The 21,847-nt window shown below is 45.1% G+C and carries 18 protein-coding genes; 9 read left to right on the top strand and 9 right to left on the bottom strand.

All coding sequences use genetic code 11. The annotated features are described in order from the left end of the window. Positions 1-11 precede the first annotated feature (11 nt). From rpsB to AC5WJX_RS02975, 6 genes are all read left to right on the top strand, one after another. Entirely contained in the window at positions 12-836 is an 825-nt protein-coding gene (gene rpsB, locus AC5WJX_RS02950) for a 30S ribosomal protein S2 (protein WP_440428583.1), read from the top strand. 99 nt (positions 837-935) lie between these two features. Continuing rightward, positions 936-1,772, top strand: a complete 837-nt coding sequence (gene tsf / locus AC5WJX_RS02955) for a translation elongation factor Ts (protein WP_440428582.1) — start codon at positions 936-938, stop codon at positions 1,770-1,772. 65 nt (positions 1,773-1,837) lie between these two features. Next, on the top strand, positions 1,838-2,956 hold the full coding sequence (gene nagA / locus AC5WJX_RS02960; RefSeq protein WP_494483291.1) for an N-acetylglucosamine-6-phosphate deacetylase: 1,119 nt from the start codon (positions 1,838-1,840) through the stop codon (positions 2,954-2,956). Between the two features lie 22 nt (positions 2,957-2,978). After that, the gene (gene pyrH, locus AC5WJX_RS02965; protein ID WP_440428580.1) at positions 2,979-3,686 is read left to right on the top strand and encodes a UMP kinase; all 708 of its coding nucleotides are present in this window, start codon (positions 2,979-2,981) and stop codon (positions 3,684-3,686) included. 27 nt (positions 3,687-3,713) lie between these two features. Then, entirely contained in the window at positions 3,714-4,277 is a 564-nt protein-coding gene (gene frr, locus AC5WJX_RS02970) for a ribosome recycling factor (protein ID WP_440428579.1), read from the top strand. A gap of 93 nt (positions 4,278-4,370) precedes the next feature. Beyond that, entirely contained in the window at positions 4,371-6,128 is a 1,758-nt protein-coding gene (locus tag AC5WJX_RS02975) for an ABC transporter ATP-binding protein (RefSeq protein ID WP_494483292.1), read from the top strand. Here AC5WJX_RS02975 and AC5WJX_RS02980 read toward each other — a convergent pair whose 3' ends face one another. The 5 genes from AC5WJX_RS02980 to pnuC form a co-directional block, all read right to left on the bottom strand. Beyond that, on the bottom strand, positions 6,129-7,403 hold the full coding sequence (locus tag AC5WJX_RS02980; protein WP_494483293.1) for an MFS transporter: 1,275 nt from the start codon (positions 7,401-7,403) through the stop codon (positions 6,129-6,131). A gap of 156 nt (positions 7,404-7,559) precedes the next feature. Continuing rightward, entirely contained in the window at positions 7,560-8,192 is a 633-nt protein-coding gene (locus tag AC5WJX_RS02985) for a thiamine phosphate synthase (protein WP_494483294.1), read from the bottom strand. 3 nt (positions 8,193-8,195) lie between these two features. Continuing rightward, positions 8,196-10,658 (bottom strand): TonB-dependent receptor, encoded by a 2,463-nt coding sequence (locus AC5WJX_RS02990; protein WP_494483295.1) that lies wholly within the window; start codon positions 10,656-10,658, stop codon positions 8,196-8,198. 327 nt (positions 10,659-10,985) lie between these two features. Further along, the gene (locus AC5WJX_RS02995; RefSeq protein ID WP_494483296.1) at positions 10,986-11,504 is read right to left on the bottom strand and encodes an AAA family ATPase; all 519 of its coding nucleotides are present in this window, start codon (positions 11,502-11,504) and stop codon (positions 10,986-10,988) included. Further along, positions 11,497-12,120 carry a nicotinamide riboside transporter PnuC gene (pnuC, locus tag AC5WJX_RS03000; protein ID WP_494483297.1) on the bottom strand — a complete coding sequence of 208 codons (624 nt, stop codon included), beginning with the start codon at positions 12,118-12,120 and terminating at the stop codon, positions 11,497-11,499. The genes AC5WJX_RS02995 and pnuC overlap by 8 nt, the downstream gene beginning before the upstream one ends. A 451-nt stretch (positions 12,121-12,571) precedes the next feature. On the opposite strand from pnuC, the gene AC5WJX_RS03005 reads away from it, so the two are divergent. Continuing rightward, complete coding sequence (locus tag AC5WJX_RS03005) at positions 12,572-12,889, top strand: peptidase associated/transthyretin-like domain-containing protein (RefSeq protein WP_494483298.1); 318 nt, start codon at positions 12,572-12,574, stop codon at positions 12,887-12,889. A 159-nt stretch (positions 12,890-13,048) separates the two neighbouring features. Continuing rightward, positions 13,049-15,865: a carbamoyl-phosphate synthase large subunit gene (gene carB, locus AC5WJX_RS03010; protein ID WP_494483299.1), complete on the top strand. Its 2,817-nt coding sequence runs from the start codon at positions 13,049-13,051 to the stop codon at positions 15,863-15,865. A gap of 310 nt (positions 15,866-16,175) precedes the next feature. Here the strand turns inward: carB and radA are convergent, their stop codons facing one another. The 4 genes from radA to AC5WJX_RS03030 all read right to left on the bottom strand — a co-directional run bounded on the left by radA (position 16,176) and on the right by AC5WJX_RS03030 (position 20,621). Beyond that, complete coding sequence (gene radA / locus AC5WJX_RS03015; RefSeq protein WP_494483300.1) at positions 16,176-17,552, bottom strand: DNA repair protein RadA; 1,377 nt, start codon at positions 17,550-17,552, stop codon at positions 16,176-16,178. 97 nt (positions 17,553-17,649) lie between these two features. Further along, positions 17,650-19,200, bottom strand: coding sequence for an Rne/Rng family ribonuclease (locus AC5WJX_RS03020; protein WP_440428563.1), 1,551 nt, complete (start codon positions 19,198-19,200; stop codon positions 17,650-17,652). Between the two features lie 248 nt (positions 19,201-19,448). After that, entirely contained in the window at positions 19,449-20,309 is an 861-nt protein-coding gene (locus tag AC5WJX_RS03025) for a tetratricopeptide repeat protein (protein WP_494483301.1), read from the bottom strand. Positions 20,310-20,315: 6 nt separating this feature from the next. Beyond that, positions 20,316-20,621 (bottom strand): HU family DNA-binding protein, encoded by a 306-nt coding sequence (locus AC5WJX_RS03030; RefSeq protein WP_188625318.1) that lies wholly within the window; start codon positions 20,619-20,621, stop codon positions 20,316-20,318. Between the two features lie 169 nt (positions 20,622-20,790). Between AC5WJX_RS03030 and mutY the strand changes: the two genes are divergently transcribed. Further along, entirely contained in the window at positions 20,791-21,843 is a 1,053-nt protein-coding gene (gene mutY, locus AC5WJX_RS03035; RefSeq protein WP_494483302.1) for an A/G-specific adenine glycosylase, read from the top strand. The last annotated feature ends 4 nt before the right edge of the window (positions 21,844-21,847 follow it).

Genomic DNA, 21,847 nt, shown 5'->3' on the forward strand with positions numbered 1-21,847 from the left:
GAGACAACACAATGGCTAGAACAACATATCAGGACTTATTGGATGCAGGTGTACACTTTGGTCACCTTACCCGTAAATGGAACCCAAAAATGGCGCCTTACATTTTCATGGAGCGCAATGGTATCCACATCATAGATTTAAATAAAACTTTAACTAAAACTGAAGAGGCTGCTGCAGCGATTAAACAAATCGTTAAATCTGGTCGTAAGATCTTATTTGTAGCTACGAAGAAACAAGCTAAAGAAATCGTTGCTGAACAAGCAAGAAAAGTAAACATGCCTTTCGTAACTGAGCGTTGGTTAGGTGGTATGTTAACCAACTTTGCTACCGTACGCAAGTCGATCAAGAAGATGGCTAACATCGACAAGATGACTAAAGACGGTACTTACACGATCCTTTCTAAGAAAGAGCGTTTAATGATTCAGCGTGAGCGTATTAAATTAGAAAGCCTTTTAGGTGGTATCGCGGATCTTAACCGTTTACCAGCTGCAATCTTTTTAATTGACGTTAAAAAAGAACACATTGCGGTTAGCGAGGCGTTGAAATTAAACATCCCTACTTTCGCAATGGTTGATACCAACTCTGATCCGTCTAACATCGATTTCCCAATTCCTGCGAATGATGATGCGACTAAATCGATCTCTTTAATTACTGATGTAATCATCAAAGCAATTGAAGAAGGTTTAGACGAGCGTAAACGTGAGAAAGATGATGAAGCTGAAAAAGAAGCTGTAGCTGCTAAAGCTGCTGCTGATGCTCCGGAAACTGCTGCACCAGGCGCTAGAAGACCTAAAAAAGTTAATGCTGATTCTGAAGAAGGTACCAGCGAAGCTTAAATAATTTAATTGGGTTGTATGTTGTGTTTTGCAGGCTTTGCCTTCAGCACGCAACGTACAACCCATATTTTTTTTGAAAACTTTAAAAAAGAAAAGAAAATGTCAGTACAAATTACTGCTGCAGATGTAAACAAATTACGCCAACAAACCGGTGCCGGTATGATGGATTGCAAAAAGGCATTAACAGAAGCTAACGGTGACTTCGAAGCCGCTGTAGATTACCTACGTAAAAAAGGTGCTAAAGTTGCAGCAAGCAGACAAGATCGTGATTCTAATGAAGGTGTTGTTATCGCTAAAGCTACTGCTGATGGCAAACGTGGTGTTGTTGTTGAATTGAACTGCGAAACTGATTTCGTGGCTAAAAACGCAGACTTCGTTGCACTTGCAAATAAATTCACTGATCTAGCACTTGAAAACAATCCTGCATCTCTTGAAGCGCTTTTGGCGTTGGAAATTGATGGTCAGAAAGTTTCTGAGATCATCGTAGAGAACACTGGTAAAATCGGTGAGAAAATTGGTATCTCTAAATATGAGACTGTAGTTGGTGAGAAAGTTGTTCCTTACATCCACGGTAACTACCGTTTAGGTGTATTGGTTGCTTTAAACCAGGATGTTGCTGGTGTGGAAGAAGCTGGTAAAGATGTTGCTATGCAAATTGCGGCAATGAACCCGGTTGCTTTAGATAAAGACGGTGTTGATGCAACTACTATTGAGCGTGAAACTGAAATTGCTAAAGAGCAGATCCGCGCTGAAGGTAAACCAGAAAACATGATCGAGAAAATTGCTGCTGGTAAATTGAACAAATTCTACAAAGACAGCACTTTATTGAACCAGGAGTTCGTTAAAGATTCTTCTAAAGACGTTCGTAAATTCTTAAATGATACTTCGAACGGATTAACTGTTACCGCATTTAAACGCGTTCAGTTAGGATCTTAATTCTTATAGATTTTTAAAAAGTCCCTTGGTTCAAGGGACTTTTTTTATGACTTAAATTTACCAGGATGATCGCCATAACCAATGCCAGCTACTACAAGGGCAGCGAATTGCTGCACAATCAGACATTTTTGATCAGTAATGGCCATATTGAGGCCATCGGAGCAATGGAAGTTCCGGATACTTACGAACGGATCGATGCTGCGGGTCAGCTCATCACGTCCGGTTTTATGGAGCTGCAAATCTATGGTTCTGGCGGTAACCTGTTTTCTGCTTATCCAACGGTAGAAACGCTGAGGCAGATGGATATGGACCTGGCGCGGAAGGGCACCACGTCCTTCCTGGTTTGTCTGGCAACCAATAGCATTGATGTATTCTATAAAGCCATCGAAGCTGCAAAGGCTTATCGTGCGGAAGCGAAAGGTTTTATGGGGCTTCATCTGGAAGGTCCTTACCTGAACCCGAAACGTCTGGGAGCCCATCCGGCAGCGTATGTGAAAAAAGCAACGCTGGAGGAGGTAAAAGGGCTGATCGAAGCCGCTGATGGTACCGTGAAGATGATGACCCTGGCTGCTGAACTGCAGGATGCAGCGGTAATCGAGTACCTGCTTTCGAAAGGTGTTGTGCTGTCTTTAGGCCATAGCGACGCCAGTTATGAACAAGCCACTTCGGCTTATAATAACGGCTTCACCACGACTACCCACCTGTTTAATGCGATGCCGCAGATCCACCACCGTTCGCCCAATTTGCCGGTTGCTTTATTCAGTCACCCGACAGCCCATGGCAGCATCATCGCTGATGGCGAGCATGTGAACTTTGAGGTCGTAAAAATGGCCGCCAAGCTGATGCAGGAGCGCTTATTCCTGATTACGGATGCGGTAACCGCATGTGAAATCGGCCCCTATAAACACCGGTTGCAAGGCGATAAGTACGTTACGGAAGATGGCACGCTATCTGGTTCGAACATCACTTTACTACAAGCCGTACAGAACTGCGTTAAACATTGTGGCATTGAATTGCCTCGTGCACTGGCTATGGCGAGCACTATTCCGGCGAAAGTTATCGGGCGTAAACCGCTCACAGCACTGACCAGCGGTATGCCGGCAGACTTGTTGGTTTTAGGGGAAGATTTGTCCCTTAAACGTGTATTTGTAGCAGGTGTTGAATATTTGAACCCTATTAATTAAAACAATTAGTATTTTTGAAGAAATGAAGTATAAAAGGATCTTATTAAAGCTTAGCGGTGAATCGCTAATGGGCGACAAACAGTATGGCATTGACAATGAAATTGTTAATCAGTATGCCAAAGAGATTAAAACCGTGCATGATAAAGGTCTGGAAATCGCGATTGTAATTGGAGGGGGAAATATTTTCAGAGGATTAAGTGCAGAGAAGTCGGGTATGGACCGTGCGCAGGCAGACTACATGGGTATGCTTGCTACGGTAATCAACAGTATGGCTTTGCAGGATGCACTGGAAAAAGTGGGCATTAAAACCCGCTTACTTACCGCAATTAAAATGGAACAGATCTGCGAACCTTTTATTCGTCGCAGGGCGGTAAGGCACCTTGAAAAAGGCCGTGTGGTGATCTTCGGTGCTGGTACCGGTAATCCATATTTTACCACTGATTCTGCTGCAGCATTGCGTGCAATTGAGATCAAAGCAGATATTGTACTTAAAGGTACCCGTGTTGATGGGATCTATACCGCCGATCCGGAGAAAGATGCTACCGCAACACGCTATACTAACCTGTCGTTCAAGGAAGTTTATGCAAACAACCTGAACGTGATGGACATGACGGCGTTCACCTTATGTGAGGAAAACGAATTGCCGATCATTGTGTTTGACATGAATAAGAAAGGTAATCTGTTGAAAGTTACCGATGGTGAAGAAATTGGAACCCTGGTAGCAGGATAAAAATATATATTGCAAAAATAATATCATATGAATGAGCTGATAAAGAAACAATTACAGGATGCGCAGGCTACTATGGAGAAGGCAATCAGCCATTGCGAATCTGAATTAACCAAGATCCGTGCTGGAAAAGCATCTGTAGGTATGCTTGACGGGATCATGGTTGATTATTATGGTGCACCGACTCCCCTAAGCCAGGTTTCAAGTATCACTACGCCAGATGCGCGTACCTTGAACATTCAGCCTTGGGAGAAACAACTGCTGGTACCTATTGAGCGCGCCATTATGGAAGCCAATATTGGTATCAATCCTCAGAATGATGGTATTGTAATCCGTCTGATTGTGCCACCTTTGACAGAAGAGCGCAGGAAAGACCTGGTTAAAAAGGTTAAAGAGGAAGCTGAAAGAGGCCGTATCGCGATCCGTAACATCCGTAAAGATGCAAACGAGAAGATCAAAAGATTGAAAGCAGAAGCCGTGTCTGATGATGACATTAAAGTTGGTGAAGCCGAAGTTCAGAAGATCACTGATGCCTGCATCGTGAAAGTTGACAAACACGCGGAAGCAAAAGAGAAAGACATCATGACGATTTAAGGTCATTTTTTCGATCTTTCCTAGTAATAAAAAAGGAATATGGCAGCTGCTGTATTCCTTTTTTTATTTTTGTTCCTCATATATCCGGCCTGAATGAAATTACTCTTAGCCTATCTAAAAGCATACAAGTGGATTGTTATCCTGGCCCTTGTGCTTGCTTCCTTAAACATTGGTTTTTCTTTACTTGATCCATATATCACCGGTTTGATCGTAGACCGCTTTATTGAGCGCAAAGATGACCTGAGCCGCAATGATTTTGTTTGGGGCGTACTTGGCCTGGTAGGCCTTGGTGTAGCTGCAGCAATGGGCTCCAGGATCGCTAAGAACCTGCAGGATTACTTTACCAGCATTATTGTGCAGAAAGTAGGTGCACAGATGTATGCAGACGGTTTAAAACATTCACTGGAGTTGCCCTACCAGGTTTTTGAAGACCAGCGTAGCGGGGAAACCCTGGGCGTGCTGCAAAAGGTGCGTCAGGACAGTGAGAAGTTCATTACTTCATTTATCTCTGTACTCTTTGTGAGTCTTATCGGAATGGTCTTCGTGATCGTTTATTCGGTCACGGTGAGTTACAAAGTGACGCTGATCTATTTTGCCGCCATCCCGATCATCAGTCTGGTGAGCTGGCTGCTGAGTAATAAGATTAAGGTTATTCAACGTACGATCATCAAGGAAACAACCGCGCTTGCGGGTTCAACAACGGAATCCCTACGTAATATTGAGCTGGTAAAAAGTCTGGGATTGGCCAATCAGGAGATTGAGCGGCTGAACAAGACCACCTACAAGATTCTGGGATTGGAGTTGAAGAAGGTAAAATATGTTCGTAGCATGAGCTTTCTGCAGGGAACAACGGTGAACTTTGTACGGAGTTGTATGGTGGTGGTTTTGCTGATCCTGATCTTTGACAACACCATATCCCCGGGACAGTACTTCTCGTTCTTGTTTTACTCCTTCTTTCTTTTTGGTCCCCTGCAAGAGCTTGGAAATGTAATCCTATACTGGCGCGAAGCGGAAGTATCCCTGGATAACTTCAAGCGTATCCTGAGCATTCCGGTAGATCAGAAACCCGCAAATCCCGTAAAGCTGGAGCGTATTACTCGTCTGGCTTTTAAGGGTGTGAGCTTTAAACACCTGACCGGGCAGCAGAACGCACTTACGGATGTCTCCTTTGGAAGCAATAATGGGGAGACGATCGCCTTTGTAGGTCCTTCCGGCTCGGGTAAAACCACTTTGGTGAAGCTGCTTGTAGGGCTATATAAACCTGTTCAGGGCAGTATCCTCTATAACGATACCCCGGCAGAGGAGATTGATCTGGATCAGCTTCGTGAGAAGATCGGCTTCGTGACTCAGGATACGCAGCTGTTTTCAGGTACCATAAGGGAGAACCTGCAGTTTGTACGACCGGGTGCAACCGATGAGGAGTGTATGTTCGTGTTACGTCAGGCGGCTTGTGAGAATCTGCTTGCGCGTGCAGATAAAGGTCTGGACAGTGTTATTGGTGAAGGTGGTGTTAAGGTTTCTGGCGGTGAAAAGCAGCGACTATCTATTGCGCGTGCTTTGCTGCGTAAGCCGGATATCCTGGTCTTTGATGAGGCTACTTCTGCGCTGGACTCCTTGACAGAAGAGGAGATCACAGCAACCATCAGAGACGTTTCCGAACAGACCAGTCATATCACCATCTTGATTGCACACCGGCTATCTACCATCCGCCATGCGGACCGCATATACGTGCTGGAGCGTGGTAAGATCATCGAACAGGGCCGCCATGAGGACCTGCTGGATGAAAAGGGACTGTACTATGCCATGTGGCGCCAGCAGGTGGGCGAACGGGTGCCTGAAGTAAATGGCTAACTAAGTTGTATGCTCGTTGATCTCTTCAAGGGATAGCTTGGTCATGCCTTTGGTCTTCATGTAGGTGATGCCGGCCACGAGTATGGTCATGCTACCGCCGAACACGACTGCGGGCACGGTGCGCATGAGTTTTGCAGTGAGCCCGGATTCAAAGGCGCCGATCTCGTTGGATGAGCCGATGAACATGCTATTCACCGCAGAGACCCTGCCCCGCATCTGATCAGGGGTGAGCAGCTGCATGATTGTGGAGCGGATGATCACGCTTACACTGTCGAACGCGCCTTCCATAAACAGGAATGCAAGTGTTAAATAGAAATTTTTAGAGAGCCCGTAACAGATAATACTGGTTCCAAATCCCGTTACCGCGATCAGCAGGTTACGCCATGGCTTGTTCATCGGCGAAAAGCGCGTCATCAGGAACATGGTGATCACTGCACCGCTGGATGCTGCTGCACGCATGAATCCCAGTCCTTCGGAGCCAACTTTCAGGATGTCGTTTGCAAATACGGGCAATAGTGCCACGGCCCCGCCGAAGAATACCGAAAAGAGATCCAGGCTCATGGCACCCAACATCATCTTGTTGCTAAATACGAACTTTACGCCTTCGGTAAGGCTCTTGATGATACTGTCTTTGGGGATGAATGTGGGTGGATGTGGTTTCAGGAAAAAGATACAGATGAGTGCAACACCAATGAAAAACAGGATCAGGGAATAGGTGGCGGTGATGCCAAAGAAACCGTAGATCAGCCCGCCCATCGCAGGGCCAATGATGGAAGCCGCCTGCCAGCTGGAGCTGTTCCAGGTGCTGGAGTTTGGATAAATCTCTTTGGGTACGATCTGAGCCATCAGGGAGAAGGTTGCCGGGCTGAAGAATCCCCGCGCAATACCGATTCCGAATACCATCAGGTACATGATGGGTACGATATATCTTACGGGTACATAGGGCTGCATCTGACTGGAGGTTACCAGCAGCATCACCAAGGAACAGATGAATACGCCAATGAAGACTTTTAAGAGTAAGCCACGCTTTTCGGACTTATCGGCCACGTAGCCGCCATATAGTGCAATGCTGATGGCCGGGATGGCTTCACAGAGGCCCACCAGCCCTAAGGCAAGCGGATCTTTGGTAAGGTGGTATATGTGAAAGCCGATAATTACGGCCTGCATTTGGTAAGCAAAGGTGAAAAAGAACCGCATGCCCAGGTAGGAGCGGAATTCTTTGTAACGCAGGGCCGCGTAGGGGTCCTTCTTGTCGATGATGGTAGCTTTTTGCAAGAGGTGTATTTTTAAACAAAGGTAATTGCTAAGCGCTAAAAACTAACCATTTGTTTAAATGAAAAAGGGGCTGATTGTTGTGGTACAATCAGCCCCTTTCTTTAGCTGTTTTTCCGTGTTTTATGGGCTACATTTTTTTATTGGTCGCTAAATGTTTTAGCGCAACTTCTGGTAGAAATCCAGGTATGCCGCTTCAACGTCTTCTGCCTGATTGATTGCCGAAGATACCGCTATGCCGAAAATACCGGTCTGCATAAGTGCCTCTACATCATTGATGGTTACACCACCTACACCAAGTACGGGTAGGTTTACCTGCATTTCTTTGAGTTTTAGCATGGCCTGTTCGTAACCTTGAACGCCTAGATGTGGGTAGCTGTTTGGTTTAGTGTCTGTATGGGCAAAGGGACCGAAGCCGGCATAATCTACACCTTCTTTCGCGAGGCGCAGCAGTCCTTCGAGCGTGTTGGAAGAGCCGCCGATGGTGTAGGCTTCGCCGACTTGCGCGCGGATGCGCAGGAAGTCGGCATTCATGTCTTCAATGTGAAAGCCCTGGATATCTGCTTTTCCTTGCAGGTGAATATGATCGGTAACAATCAGCGTGGCACCCCAGTCGTCACAGATGGTCGCAATTTCATTGATATCTGCTAGAAGTGCATCATCATCTTTGGTCAGGCAACGGTACTGGATCCATTTTCCGCCGGCTTCACACACGATTCTTGCCTGTTCCACATGGCTCAGATGGTCTAAGTCGTGGGTGATGAAGTGTAGTTGCTCAATATATTTTTTCATTGCTTAGAACTTTAGGTTTAAGGACAGTAGAAAGTTTGTGCCGGCTTGCGGGAAATAAAAGTTCTCCGTGGTTCTTACACCCTGGTACAGCGAGCTGTAGGTATAACCGTTACTTTCATACTTTCTGTCAAAAATATTATTTATAAGTAAGCTAAGGTTTACTTTTTTAACGCCTAAAGCAGTAAACGTATAACCTGCGCGAATGTTACTCACATAATATGCATCCAGTTTGCGGGTATCATCTTGTGTGTTGTCCAGGTACTGTTTGCTTACATACTTGTTCTGGAAAGCAATAGCAAGCCCTTTTGCTGGTGCGTAAGCAAGCTCTGCAAAGGCGACCGCTGCAGGTGAGAAGGAGATATCGGTATCCTTGTAATCCGTCGTGATGATGTTGCTGATGTCGCCATTGTCATCATATTCATAAAGATAATCAATGTAGTTCTTGATCTTGTTGCGGCTCAGGGCAGCATTGGCATTGATCAGGAACTTTGGACTGATGGTGTAAGATGCATCCAGCTCGACACCCAAGCGGTAGCTGTCATCCACATTCTGGCGGATGGATTCACCTACATCATTGATCTTTCCGGTCAGTACCAGCTGATCTTTGTACTGCATGTGGTAGATGTTCAGGCCCGCCTGTAGTTTTTCGTTTTTAAACCGGTAACCTGCTTCGGTATTGTACAGACGCTCTGATAGCGGGTAAAGGTTTGCTGTTGCATTGATGTAATCGTCGCGGTTGGGTTCCTTGTTGGCTACGCTGAAGGATGCGTAGAAGTTGCTTTGCGGATTTAGGAAGTAGGTTGCGCCAACTTTAGGGTTAAAGAAGTTCAACTTATCGGTGATGTCCAGCTGGTTCAGGTTTTTCTCTGTTCCACGCACGGTATAGTTTAAGTTGCGGTATTGCAGGTCGGCAAAGAGGCTCAGCTTTTCACTTGGACTGAAGTTCACTTTTCCGAAGATGTTGAAGTCTTGCTTTTTGCCGGTGTTATCATAGTAATGATCGCCCAGGTTCCCGTTTGAGGCGAACTGCGCCCAGGTGATCTCACCGAAATGTTTACCGTCGTACTCGTTGTAAGCACCGCCGATGGTAAAGTTCAGCTGGCTGTTTGCCTGGTAGTTCAGGTTGTAGGTAAGCCCGTAGAAGTTATTGTCGAGCCACCTGCGGCGAACCAGGTTGGTACGCGTAGTGGTATCACCACCAAGGATCACATCTGCCAGGCCATAATTCGCAAACTTCTGGTCTGCCTTGTATTCTTCATAGTAACCGCGGCCGTCGGTATAGTGCAGTGCGCCGTTAAAAATAAGCTTGTCGCTTAGCTGGCGTGCATAGAGCAGCTGATAGTGGTTTTGCCAATAATTGTCGGTTTGGTCCTTGTAGGTGAAAGGGTTGTAGGTGCGGTTACCGGAGTTCAGCAGGTTCGTGGCATCAGCTTCGGATAGGTAATTCCTGGCAATGTAGGCCTGCATGCCTGGCAAATCACCATTTAACCGGGACTCCGGAATACCATTCCAAGCCTGGTAGGTTTGCTCTGATCCTCCAAAGACGTTCAGGCGGATTAGGTCGTTTTTGCCCTGGTAAGCACCGGAAAGGAAGTAGGACTTCAAATCGGAAGCAGCGCGGTCAATAAAACCGTCAGATTTTATCCTGGACAGTCGCCCATCAAAGCTCCATTTATTGTTGATGAGCCCGGTACCGAGTTTGACGGTGTTCTTCCAGGTATCGAAGGATCCATAGGTATTGTTGAGCTCGGCATAAGGTTCAGCGCTGGTTCCTGTAGTTTGGATGTTGAGGCTACCGCCGAAAGCCCCGGCGCCGTTGGTGGAGGTACCTACGCCACGCTGGATCTGGATGTTGTCTACGGAGGAGGCGAAGTCTGGCATATTCACCCAGAACGTGCCCTGGCTTTCGCTGTCGTTATAAGGAATGCCGTTCAGTGTTACGTTAACACGGGTGGCATCACTTCCGCGGATGCGAATACCGGTATAACCTACGCCACCACCCGCATCGGAGGTCACCACCACGCCGGGTGTATTGTTTAGAATGAATGGCAGATCCTGTCCGAAGTTGTTGGCTTCGATCTCCTCGGTACCGATGTTTTTGAACGTTGTGGCAGAACGTTCGGTTGCCCGGGTGGAGCGCACAATCACTTCATCCGCCAGGAACGCCGAAGCGCTAAGCTGGAAATCTAGCGTTTGATCTGCATTAAGGGAAATGGTTTGCTGGGCGGCAGTAAAACCGAGGTAAGTCACCACCACCGTGTAATTTCCTGCTTGCAGGTTATTGAACTGGTAGCTTCCGGAAGCATCGGTCTGCGTGTTTCTGGCTGGGCTTTGAATTCTGACACTTGCGCCGGGTAAGACTTTGTTTGTTCCCGCCTGGGAAACTTTGCCGCGAAGGCTTAGCTGTGCCTGTACAAATAAAGGCAGCAACATTACAGCGAGGGCTGTAAACAGTAACTTTTTCAATTTCTAACGTTTTTAGTTAAACCTGCTGTAAGTAGGGGTACTTACAGTTTAGTTAAACTCCATAACTCCAATCCCTACGCCGGCATTATCCGGATCAGGTTCATATAGCGGCAGGTTGTGTGTGCAGCTATAATGGGTATGTTCTCAGCCTGTTTTTGTGTTTCTTAGCAAAACAAGGCACCCCTTTTTGATGTCGCAAAGGTAGGAAATTATTTTAAAACGCTGAATTGCGGGGTTCAGTTGTGAAACTGTTGTTCAGCTGTGCAGTTCGGGACGTGTTTTGAAGAGGTGCCCAAATACTAATTCAGCGCACTTAGTTGCGGTTCGCTATTGTTCTAAGAAAGAATCTACTGCAGCTACAGCATTATCAAAACGGTCATCGATGCCGCTTATCACCATATAATTGGCATTCAATGCCTGAAGTTCTTTATGCCAAACCTCCATGAAGTGCTCCCGCTGATTGGGGAAGTCGCGCAAAGGGTCTTCCTGCCATGGCAGGTCAATGTCCATCAGCAGGTAGAAGTCGTAAGTTCTTTTAGGTAGTGCATCCAGCACGAGCTGTGGTGTGCGACCCAGCATGGCATCGCTCCAGATTTTCACCGTAACAAAGGTGGTGTCGCAAAAGATGAAGTCTTTATCCGCCATTGCGAGCACCGATTCTTCCAGCGCAACCTGGCCATGGAACATGTTGATCTCGTCCTGCATGGTGCAGGGTTCCGTAAGTGCGGCGCAGTAGTACCGCGCAAATTCTGCTACCCACAAAGTATTATAGTGTCTGGCCAACTGCTGCGAGATGGTTGATTTGCCTGTACTCTCCGGCCCTACGATCGCTATCTTTTTAATCATGTTGTGTTCGGTAAATTTTGCGCCAATCGGTATAACCTACCGCGGCAATGTAAACATACAAGGCATACATCAGCCCCGTGGCGTAAAGGTCCTTGGAAAAGTAAACCCCTACATAGATGATGTCTACGAAGATCCAGATCAGCCAGTTTTCCATCACCTTCCTCGCCAAAAACACCTGTGCAACCAAGCTGCATGCCGTGCAGAAGCTATCAATGAAAGGGAAAGAGGCATCGGTATTGCGGTGCAACAGGCTGCCAATGATGTAAGTGAAGGCAATAACAGCCAGGATAGAGATGAAAATTTCTTTTCTGATGATGGATAAAACGGGACTACTCGCTTCGTCTTTAATTTTGTTGTTGCTCCAGAAATACCAGCCGTAAACATTCATAACGAAGAAGTACACCTGCAAACCCATGTCGGCATAAAGCTTGGCATCGTAAAAGATCACAATGTAGATCAGAACACTGATGATGGCGATAGGCCAGCTGAGGATGTTGTTTTTTGCCGCCAGCCAGACGCAAAGTATGCCGGTTATTACACCACACCATTCTAACCATCCGGTTTGCGTGAAGAATTGCAGGAAACTTTCTTTCAGGGCATCAGCAAATAACAGCATGGTCAAAAGTAAATATCCTAAATACATATGCAACAAAAAATCCGGCAGGGAAATCTTTTCCTTGCCGGATAATAAACCAAACAAACTATTTATGAAGAATACCCTCGATTAAGAGGATGTTTTAAGTCAATTCTACTCGGTGCTGGTTACAACCACACCTGAAATCATGCGTCTGACTATTCCAGACAAAAGCAAATACCGCCTTGGCAATGTTTATGAACAAAACGGAAAAGTGATTAATGAAGTATGTTCAAACTGAAGGAAAATATCCTTCTTTATATTTCATGACGTTCTTATGACGTCTAATGTTTTAAAGAAAATGTCTTTGTTACAGAGTGTTGAATTACAGCCAAATAGGCGCCCTGATTGTAACAACCTTAAAACTTTAGTTCAAAAAAATAAAACAATTTAGAACGAAGGTTGTCTATTTGTCGAACTTAAAATGGCAATCATGGTAAAGAGCTTTTTAAAATATGCAGCATGTATTGTTCCACTTACGGCTGTATTTGCATTTACAAATGTTTTTGAAGGTGCAATTAAAGGTAGCGTGGCACCCGCGGAAGGTGCTAATCTGGTGATGGCCATTTCGGGGAAGGACACCATCAGTTCACCGATAACCGATGGTACATTCTTTTTAGCCAAAGTAAAACCGGGAACCTATTCCGTATGGTTCAAAGGTGTGGCGCCGTTTAAAGACACCCCAGTTGAGGGGGTCGCCGTGGTGGAGGGCAGCACTACTGATATGGGCGAAATTAAGCTACAGCAATAATATATAAACAATCAACCTAAACCTAGAGGCCACTCCTAACCAGAGTGGTCTTTTTTGTTGCTCGGTATCTCTTTAAACCATATCTTTGCACCCCGACAGGATAGTCGGGATATTACTTCATTTCGCATAGAACCTGTCGCTTCATATTTAAACGCAATTATGCCTAGAGACACCTCGATACGCTCAGTATTAATTATCGGTTCAGGACCAATTATCATTGGACAAGCCGCTGAATTTGATTATTCAGGTTCACAAGCAGCTTTATCCCTCAAAGAAGAGGGCATTTCAGTTTCCATTATCAACTCAAATCCGGCAACAATTATGACAGACAAGGTCATTGCTGACCATGTCTATTTACGGCCATTAACAGTTGACTCCATTGTTGAAATCTTAACTGAACAGAGCATTGATGCAGTTTTACCAACCATGGGTGGGCAGACAGCCTTAAACCTGTGTAAGGAAGCTGAGGAACGCGGTGTTTGGGAAAAATATGGCGTTAAGGTAATTGGGGTTGATGTTGCTGCGATTGAAAAAACAGAAAACCGGGAAGCTTTCCGCCAGCTGATGGTAGACATCGGTGTTGGCGTTGCGAATTCCAGAATCGCAAACTCCTTCCTTGAAGGTAAAGAAGCTGCACAAGAGATCGGCTATCCCCTTGTAATCAGACCTTCGTACACCCTTGGTGGTTCAGGAGGTGGTTTCGTGCACAAAAAAGAAGAATTTGACCATGCGTTAAAACGTGGTCTTGAAGCCTCTCCAACACATGAGGTACTGGTAGAACAGGCGGTGTTGGGTTGGAAAGAATATGAGCTGGAGCTTTTGCGCGACAGCAATGACAACGTGATCATCATCTGTTCGATCGAGAACTTCGACCCAATGGGTATCCACACCGGCGACTCGATCACGGTTGCCCCTGCAATGACCTTATCTGATCGTTGCTACCAGGATATGCGTAATCAGGCCATCAAAATGATGCGAGCGATCGGTAACTTCGCTGGTGGTTGTAACGTACAATTCTCCGTTAACCCGGCGGACGACGAGATCATCGCCATTGAGATCAATCCTAGGGTTTCCCGTTCATCTGCCCTTGCAAGTAAAGCAACTGGTTACCCAATTGCAAAGATCGCTTCAAAACTGGCCATCGGTTACAACCTTGACGAGATCGAAAATCAGATCACCAAAACGACTTCCGCTTATTTCGAGCCAACCCTTGACTATGTAATCGTGAAGATCCCTCGTTGGAACTTCGATAAATTCAAAGGTGCGAACATGGAGCTTGGCTTGCAGATGAAATCTGTAGGTGAGGTTATGGCGATCGGCCGTACGTTCATCGAGGCTTTACAGAAGGCTTGTCAGAGTTTAGAGATCAGCAGAGCCGGATTAGGCGCTGATGGTAAACACAATCGTAGCATCGACGAGATCATGTACGGCCTGGAGCATGCCAGCTGGAACCGCTTATTCCTGATCAAAGATGCGATGAGCATGGGCGTTCCATTAGAATCCATCCGTAAAGTAACCAGAATTGATAAATGGTTCCTTTCTCAGATCCAGGAACTTGTTCAGCTGGAAACAGAACTAAAAAGATATTCCTTAAACAACATACCGAAAGACTTCTTCGTAACGCTTAAACAGAAAGGCTTCTCTGATATTCAGATCGCTTACTTGTTGGGTAATGTTACTGAAGATGAAGTGTACGACCGCAGACATGCCTTAGGCATTAAGCGTGTTTACAAGATGGTAGATACCTGTGCAGCAGAGTTCTCCGCTAAAACACCTTACTACTACTCCACCTTCGAAGAAGAAAACGAGTCACACCGTTCGGAGAAAAAGAAAGTGATCGTACTAGGATCAGGACCAAACAGAATTGGTCAGGGTATTGAGTTCGATTATTCATGTGTGCACGGTATCCTTGCAGCCAAAGAAAGTGGCTACGAAGCGATCATGGTGAACTGTAACCCAGAAACGGTTTCTACAGACTTCAACATTGCTGATAAATTATACTTCGAGCCAGTATTCTGGGAGCATGTTCGTGAGATCATCGACCTGGAGAACCCTGAAGGTGTAATCGTGCAATTGGGTGGTCAGACGGCGCTTAAGATGGCTGAGAAGCTTCATGAGCATGGCATCAAGATCATCGGTACCTCTTACAATGATATGGACGTTGCCGAGGACCGCGGCCGTTTCTCTGACCTGCTAAAAGAACTTGAGATTCCTTATCCAAGATACGGTGTTGCTGAAAATGCTGAAGAGGCTATCGTAGTTGCTAACGAAGTAGGTTACCCGGTATTAGTTCGTCCAAGTTACGTACTGGGTGGGCAGGGTATGAGCATCGTGATCAATGATGAAGACCTGGAGAAAGCGGTTGTGAAATTACTAGGTGACCTTCCTGGTAACCGTGTACTGATTGACCACTTCCTTGACCGTGCAGAAGAAACCGAGTCTGACTCCATCTGCGACGGTGAAGATGTACATATTGTAGGATTGATGGAGCACATCGAACCTGCAGGTATTCACTCCGGTGATTCAAGCGCAGTATTGCCACCGTTTGGTTTATCTGAAGAGGTTATTGCAAACATGGAGGCATACTCTAAAAAGATTGCACGTGCGTTGAATGTACGAGGCTTACTAAACATCCAGTTCGCGGTTAAAGACAATAAAGTATATGTGATTGAAGCCAATCCAAGAGCTTCCAGAACTGTTCCTTTCATTGCGAAGGCTTACCAGGTTCCTTACATCAATATAGCTACAAAAGTGATGTTAGGTGTAAACAAACTGAAAGACTTCACTATTGAGCGCAAGCTTGAAGGATTCGCGATTAAAGAGCCTGTGTTCTCTTTTGATAAGTTCCCTGAAGTAACCAAAGAATTAGGTCCGGAGATGAAATCTACGGGTGAGGCTATCCGTTTCATCAAAAACCTTGAAGATCCTTACTTCCTTAAGCTGGTTAAAGACAAGTCCATGTACTTAAGTAAATAGTTCCTTCTTAATTTTAAATACAAGACCAGGCGAAAGCCTGGTTTTTTTATGCCCTAAAATCTGGCGCAAAAAAAAACCTCGTTACCCTCCGGTAACGAGATTTTAATCATCCCTATAATTATGTTAAAACCCACCTCTGGATTAGAACAATTAGGTATAGTCAATTTAGGCTCCAACTTTGAATTCCAGCAAAAAACCCCCTAATTTACGTTTAAAGACGCTTTTTAATGTGCCACAATACCCAGGTACATTCCACAGTGGGAATTAAATTCCCCAACATGTAGACAATAATTCAAGTTAATGCTGCTTTTTAGCCAAATAAGATGGATAGTACATCTTCAATTTTGCTGATGCCAATCACCTCAATGCTGTACTTCTCCATGACTAATCCTTTCAGGTTAAACTTGGAAACAAAGATCTTGTCGAAGCCCAGCTTCTGTGCCTCCAGAATACGCTGATCAATGCGGTTAACCGCACGGATCTCGCCCGAAAGTCCAACCTCTGCGGCAAAGCAGTTTTTAGAACTTACCGGAATATCTTCATGGGAAGATATGATGGCCACAATTATGGCCAAGTCAATTGCAGGATCTTCCACCTTGATACCACCTGCGATATTCAGGAACACATCACGGGTACTCAGCTTAAATCCACAGCGTTTTTCCAGCACGGCAAGCAGCATATTCATCCGCCGGGTATCAAAGCCCGTAGCAGAACGCTGAGGCGTTCCGTAAGCTGCAATGCTCACCAATGCCTGTGTTTCTATTAACATTGGCCTGGCGCCCTCTAAAGTGGCTGAAATCGCAATGCCACTCAGCTCTTCATCCCGCTGGGAAAGCAGAATCTCCGAAGGATTGGAAACCTCGCGCAAGCCCGTGCTGTTCATGGCATAAATCCCCATCTCTGCTGCGGCACCAAACCTGTTCTTGATCGATCTCAAAATACGGTAAACATGGTGACGGTCGCCTTCAAACTGCAGCACCGTATCCACCATGTGCTCCAGGATCTTTGGGCCTGCAATTGCGCCATCTTTAGTGATGTGCCCGATCAGGAATACCGGGGTATCCGTTTCTTTGGCAAAACGAAGCAGTTCTGCGGTACATTCCCGCACCTGTGATACACTGCCAGGTGTGGAGTCGATATGTGCGGAGTGCAGCGTTTGTATCGAGTCTACGATGATGATTTCCGGTTCCAGGATCTCGATCTGCTTAAATATATTCTGTGTGGAGGTTTCCGTGAGGATGTAGCAGTCGGCCCGTGGTGTACTGGTAATGCGTTCTGCACGCATCTTGATCTGCTGCTCACTTTCTTCACCAGAAATGTACAACACCTTTTTATTTTCGATGTTCAGTGCCAGCTGCAGCATCAGTGTCGATTTACCGATGCCTGGCTCGCCGCCAATCAGCGTCACTGAGCCAGTTACCAGTCCGCCGCCAAGCACGCGGTCCAGCTCCTGGTCGCTCGTGCTCAAACGTTTCTCCGTAGAAGAAACGATGGTGCTTACCTGACTGGGCACATTGCTGCGGTGCGTCGAAGAACTGGTTTTCCAGGAAGGCACTTTTGCGCTGCTCCTTTCAACGATCTCTTCAACAAAGGTATTCCACTGGTTACATGAGGGGCATTTGCCGAGCCACTTTGCGGATTCATAACCGCAGCTCTGACAGAAATAGGAGGATTTAGCTTTAGCCAATTGCTTAATATTTAGTTGTTACGAATTTAGCTTTTAATAACCGAAAAGTGCAGCAAGCAAAAAGGGTACTCTATTGAATACCCTTTTTGTTGTTGTTTTAGAGTTTGATCTCTTCTTCCTTGGAAGAAAGAATGTGAAATTCGGTTAGGTTGTAAGAGGAAACTGCGCGGATCTTAATTCGTTGTCCGAATTTGAAGAACCATTTCCATTGCAGGGAATAGATCCCTTTTTTAATGTACGCTTCAATGTATGGATGAACACACAAGGTTACGTTCTTTTCATTTTGCTCCCGAAGGATGTAGTTCAGGTTATTCTCAATGTCATCCATCAATACGATGCTGGCTTTAATTTCTCCTGTTCCACCGCAAGTCGGACACTTCTCGCTTGTCACGATGTTCATTTCAGGTCTAACCCGCTGGCGGGTGATCTGTACCAAACCAAACTTACTTGGAGGCAGGATGGTATGTTTGGCGCGATCAAGTTGCATCAGTTCACGCAAATCATCAAACAGGATCTTCCTGTTCAGTGGTTTGTGCATATCAATGAAGTCGATCACCACAATACCGCCCATATCTCGCAGTCTAAGCTGGCGGGCAATTTCTTTTGCAGCCTCTTTATTAACCTGTAAGGCGTTTTCTTCCTGGTTTTCCTTGCTTGCCGTTCTGTTTCCGCTGTTCACGTCAATAACGTGCAATGCTTCTGTATGCTCAACAACAAGGTAGGCCCCACCGGGTAGGTTTACGGTTTTACCGAAGCCATTTTTGATTTGCTTTTCGATCCCGAAATGCTCAAAGATGGGCTCTTTGTGTCTGTAATGTTTAACGATTTTCTCCATTTCCGGAGAGATCTCATGTACGTACGATTTAATGTCTTCGTACAAGTGTTGATCGTTAACATAAACGTTCGTGAAGTCTGTACTCAGAATATCACGGATTAAAGTTGAAGTGCGGTCCATTTCTCCCCACACTCTTTTTGAAGGCTCTGCATCAGGCAACTTCTTCATGAAGCTTTCCCATTTTGCAACAGAGTCCATCAAGTCTTTTTGTAACTCAGCAACGCCTTTCCCTTCGGAAACAGTTCTGATGATCACACCAAAGTTCTTAGGTTTAATACTTTCGATAATCTTCTTAAGTCGATTACGTTCGGTATTACTCTTAACCTTTTTAGAGATGGAGATCACATTTGAAAAGGGTACTAAAACAATGTACCGGCCTGCGATGGAAAGATCAGAACTTAGACGGGGTCCTTTGGTTGAAATAGGCTCTTTGGCTATTTGAACCGGCACCACCATGTTTTTGAAAACGACCTCTGATATTTTACCGGCCTTATTAATATCGGGCTCTAATTTGATATCATCGAGTAAATTTCCAGTAACTGATCCATTCCGCTTAATTTTTGTGAGCTTTATTAAAGACTGCACCTGAGGGCCTAGATCAAAATAATGCAGAAAAGCATCTTTCTCATAACCTACATCAACAAAGGCCGCGTTCAGGCCGGGCATAATTTTCTTAATGCGGCCTAAATAGATATCGCCTACAGCATAATTATTGTTGATGTGTTCCTTATGAAGCTCTACAAGGTGTTTGTCTTCAATCAAAGCTATGGTTACTCCTGTTGGAGCCGAATCGATAATTAATTCCTTTACCAAAAGCTAGAGATTTCAAGGTACGGATACCTTATTAATACATGGACTGAAAATAAAACACTATACGCAACAACATAGACCATGAATATGCTTGATCTATGTTGTTGCGTATATAAGAGTTAAGAAATTACTTTTTCTTATGTCTGTTTTTTCTTAAACGTTTTTTGCGTTTGTGGGTGGCCATTTTATGTCTTTTTCTTTTTTTACCGCTTGGCATAATTTTAAAGTTTAATATTTTAAAAATCTGTTGATTAAATTTTTTCTTGCAGCTCGGCTACTTTTCTGTCAATAAATTTAGACAGGGTAAGGTTACCGGCTAGCTTTTTACTTTGCAAATAGGCATCTATAGCTTCTTTGTTTTTTCCTAAGCTCTCGTAAGAGGTTGCCAGATAGAAATAAGCATCCGGTGATGGTTTAATGGCAATAATGTCATTAAACCTGGCGATGGCTTTATCAAACTGACCTGACTTAATTGCAAAGATGCCTAAACTCATGTTTGCTTTTAGGTTTTTCGGATCTTTTTTAACCACGTCCATCAGCATGGCGATACCTTGCATCGGCATACCCATACCATTGACGATCGTAATTCCTAATCCGGTTTTCGCATCCAGATTCGTAGAATCCAGTGCTACAGCTGCGCTGTATGAAGCATTAGCTTTTTGCAACAGGGGCTGCAACAATGTGCTGTCCCTGCTGTTATCAAATGCTTTCATCAGCTTCTCGCCAGAGGCAAGCCAGCTATCTAATGTTTTTTCCTGCTGTGCCACCATTTCCAGGTACAAGGCACTTGGAACAGGTTGATCTACCGCGTCCCACTTTTTAGCAAGTGAAGCTGCAAGGCTGATCTTTTTACTGCCGTTTGAAGTCTTGAATTCGTTTTCCAGTGTAGAGATCTCTTTCGCAACGGCAGAGCCGACTAAGTTTTTCCCTACCGTGGAAACCTCATCCAGATTAATTTCAGCGGCTTCAGCCTGCATTTGCCCTGCTGCAGGTGCAGCGGTGGTATCTTCCTTAGGTTTAACCAGGCCCTTAATATCCCGTGTAAACAAAAATACAACCAGCAGTAAAACTGCCGAAACTAAGATGATTTGTTTAGAACGGGTATTTGACATGATTAATTAGGCTTCTACAGCAGTAATTTTTTTAGAGTTGTTTTTTACTTTCTCCACGAACACTTTCGCAGGCTTAAAGCTTGGCACAAAATGCTCAGGGATAATGATCGCAGTATTCTTAGAAATATTTCTGGCTGTCTTTTGCGCACGTTTCTTTACAACAAAACTTCCAAAACCTCTGACGTATACGTTCTCGCCACTGATCATGCTATTTTTAATTACCTTGAAAAAAGCTTCAACTGCTTCCTGCACATCTACTTTCTCAATTCCTGTCTTTGTTGATATTTCTGTAATAATATCTGCCTTAGTCATATTCGTTATTATTAATTTATTGTGTGTTATGTTTATCAGTGTTTTGGGGTTGCAAAAGTATTGCTTTTTAACGAGATAGGAAAATAAAAGATCATTTATTTGTAGTTTAAAGCATCAGCGGAATGCAAGTTTTGTAAATAAGTATTAATAAGCATGTACTTTTGCAGGCATGAATTTTCAACCGGAAATAATCACCTGGTATCTGAATAATAAACGTGAATTACCCTGGAGAAATACATCTGATGCTTACATTATTTGGCTTTCTGAAATTATCCTGCAGCAAACCCGCGTAGACCAGGGTATGCCGTACTTCAACCGTTTTTTAAGCCGTTTCCCCACCGTAAAAGATTTTGCCGCTGCTTCGGAAGCTGAAATTCTGAAACTTTGGGAGGGTTTAGGCTATTACTCCAGAGGGAGGAACATGCTGCATACGGCCAGGGCTGTCATGGAGCTTCATGGCGGCATTTTTCCTACACAGTATGATACTTTGGTCAAGCTCAAAGGAATAGGCGCTTACACGGCTGCTGCAATCAGTTCTTTCTCTGCCAAAGAGTCACGGGCGGTAGTAGATGGTAACGTGTACCGGGTACTTGCCCGTTATTTTGGTATCGATCTGCCGATCAACAGTCCTGCAGGCCAAAAGCAGTTTGCTGCACTGGCTACCGAGTTAATCCAGGGCCAGGATCCTTCCATTTACAATCAGGCCATTATGGAGTTTGGTGCCTTGCAGTGCAAACCCAAAGTGCCGCTGTGTGAAAGCTGTCCCCTGCGCCCGGGCTGCTTCGCTTTTAAGCACCACCAGACACAGCTGCTGCCAGTGAAGCTGAAGGCTGCAGGTAAACGTGTCCGGCATTTCAACTACTTCGTAATCGAGCAGGATGGCCTGGTATTGATGAAACAACGGGGTGCCGGCGACGTCTGGCAGCAGCTCTACGATTTCCCCCTGGTAGAGACCGCTCAGGAGCATTATGCCGATCCGGAAATGTTCCAGAAAGCCATACATGAACTGTTCGGATCAATCCCCGTTTTGCGTCCGGTGATAAACAAAAAACATGTACTTACGCACCAAATAATATATGTGCAGTTCTTTGCTTTAGACAATAATATCACTAACTTTAATACAAAGGCAGGTTTTAAATGGCTGAACAGCGAGGCCTTGATGGCTGTGCCAAAACCCAACGTCATTAACGACTTTGTTAAATTTTATCTAAGCAAATTATAAGTCC

The organism is Pedobacter sp. NEAU-ZC8, from assembly GCF_059278965.1.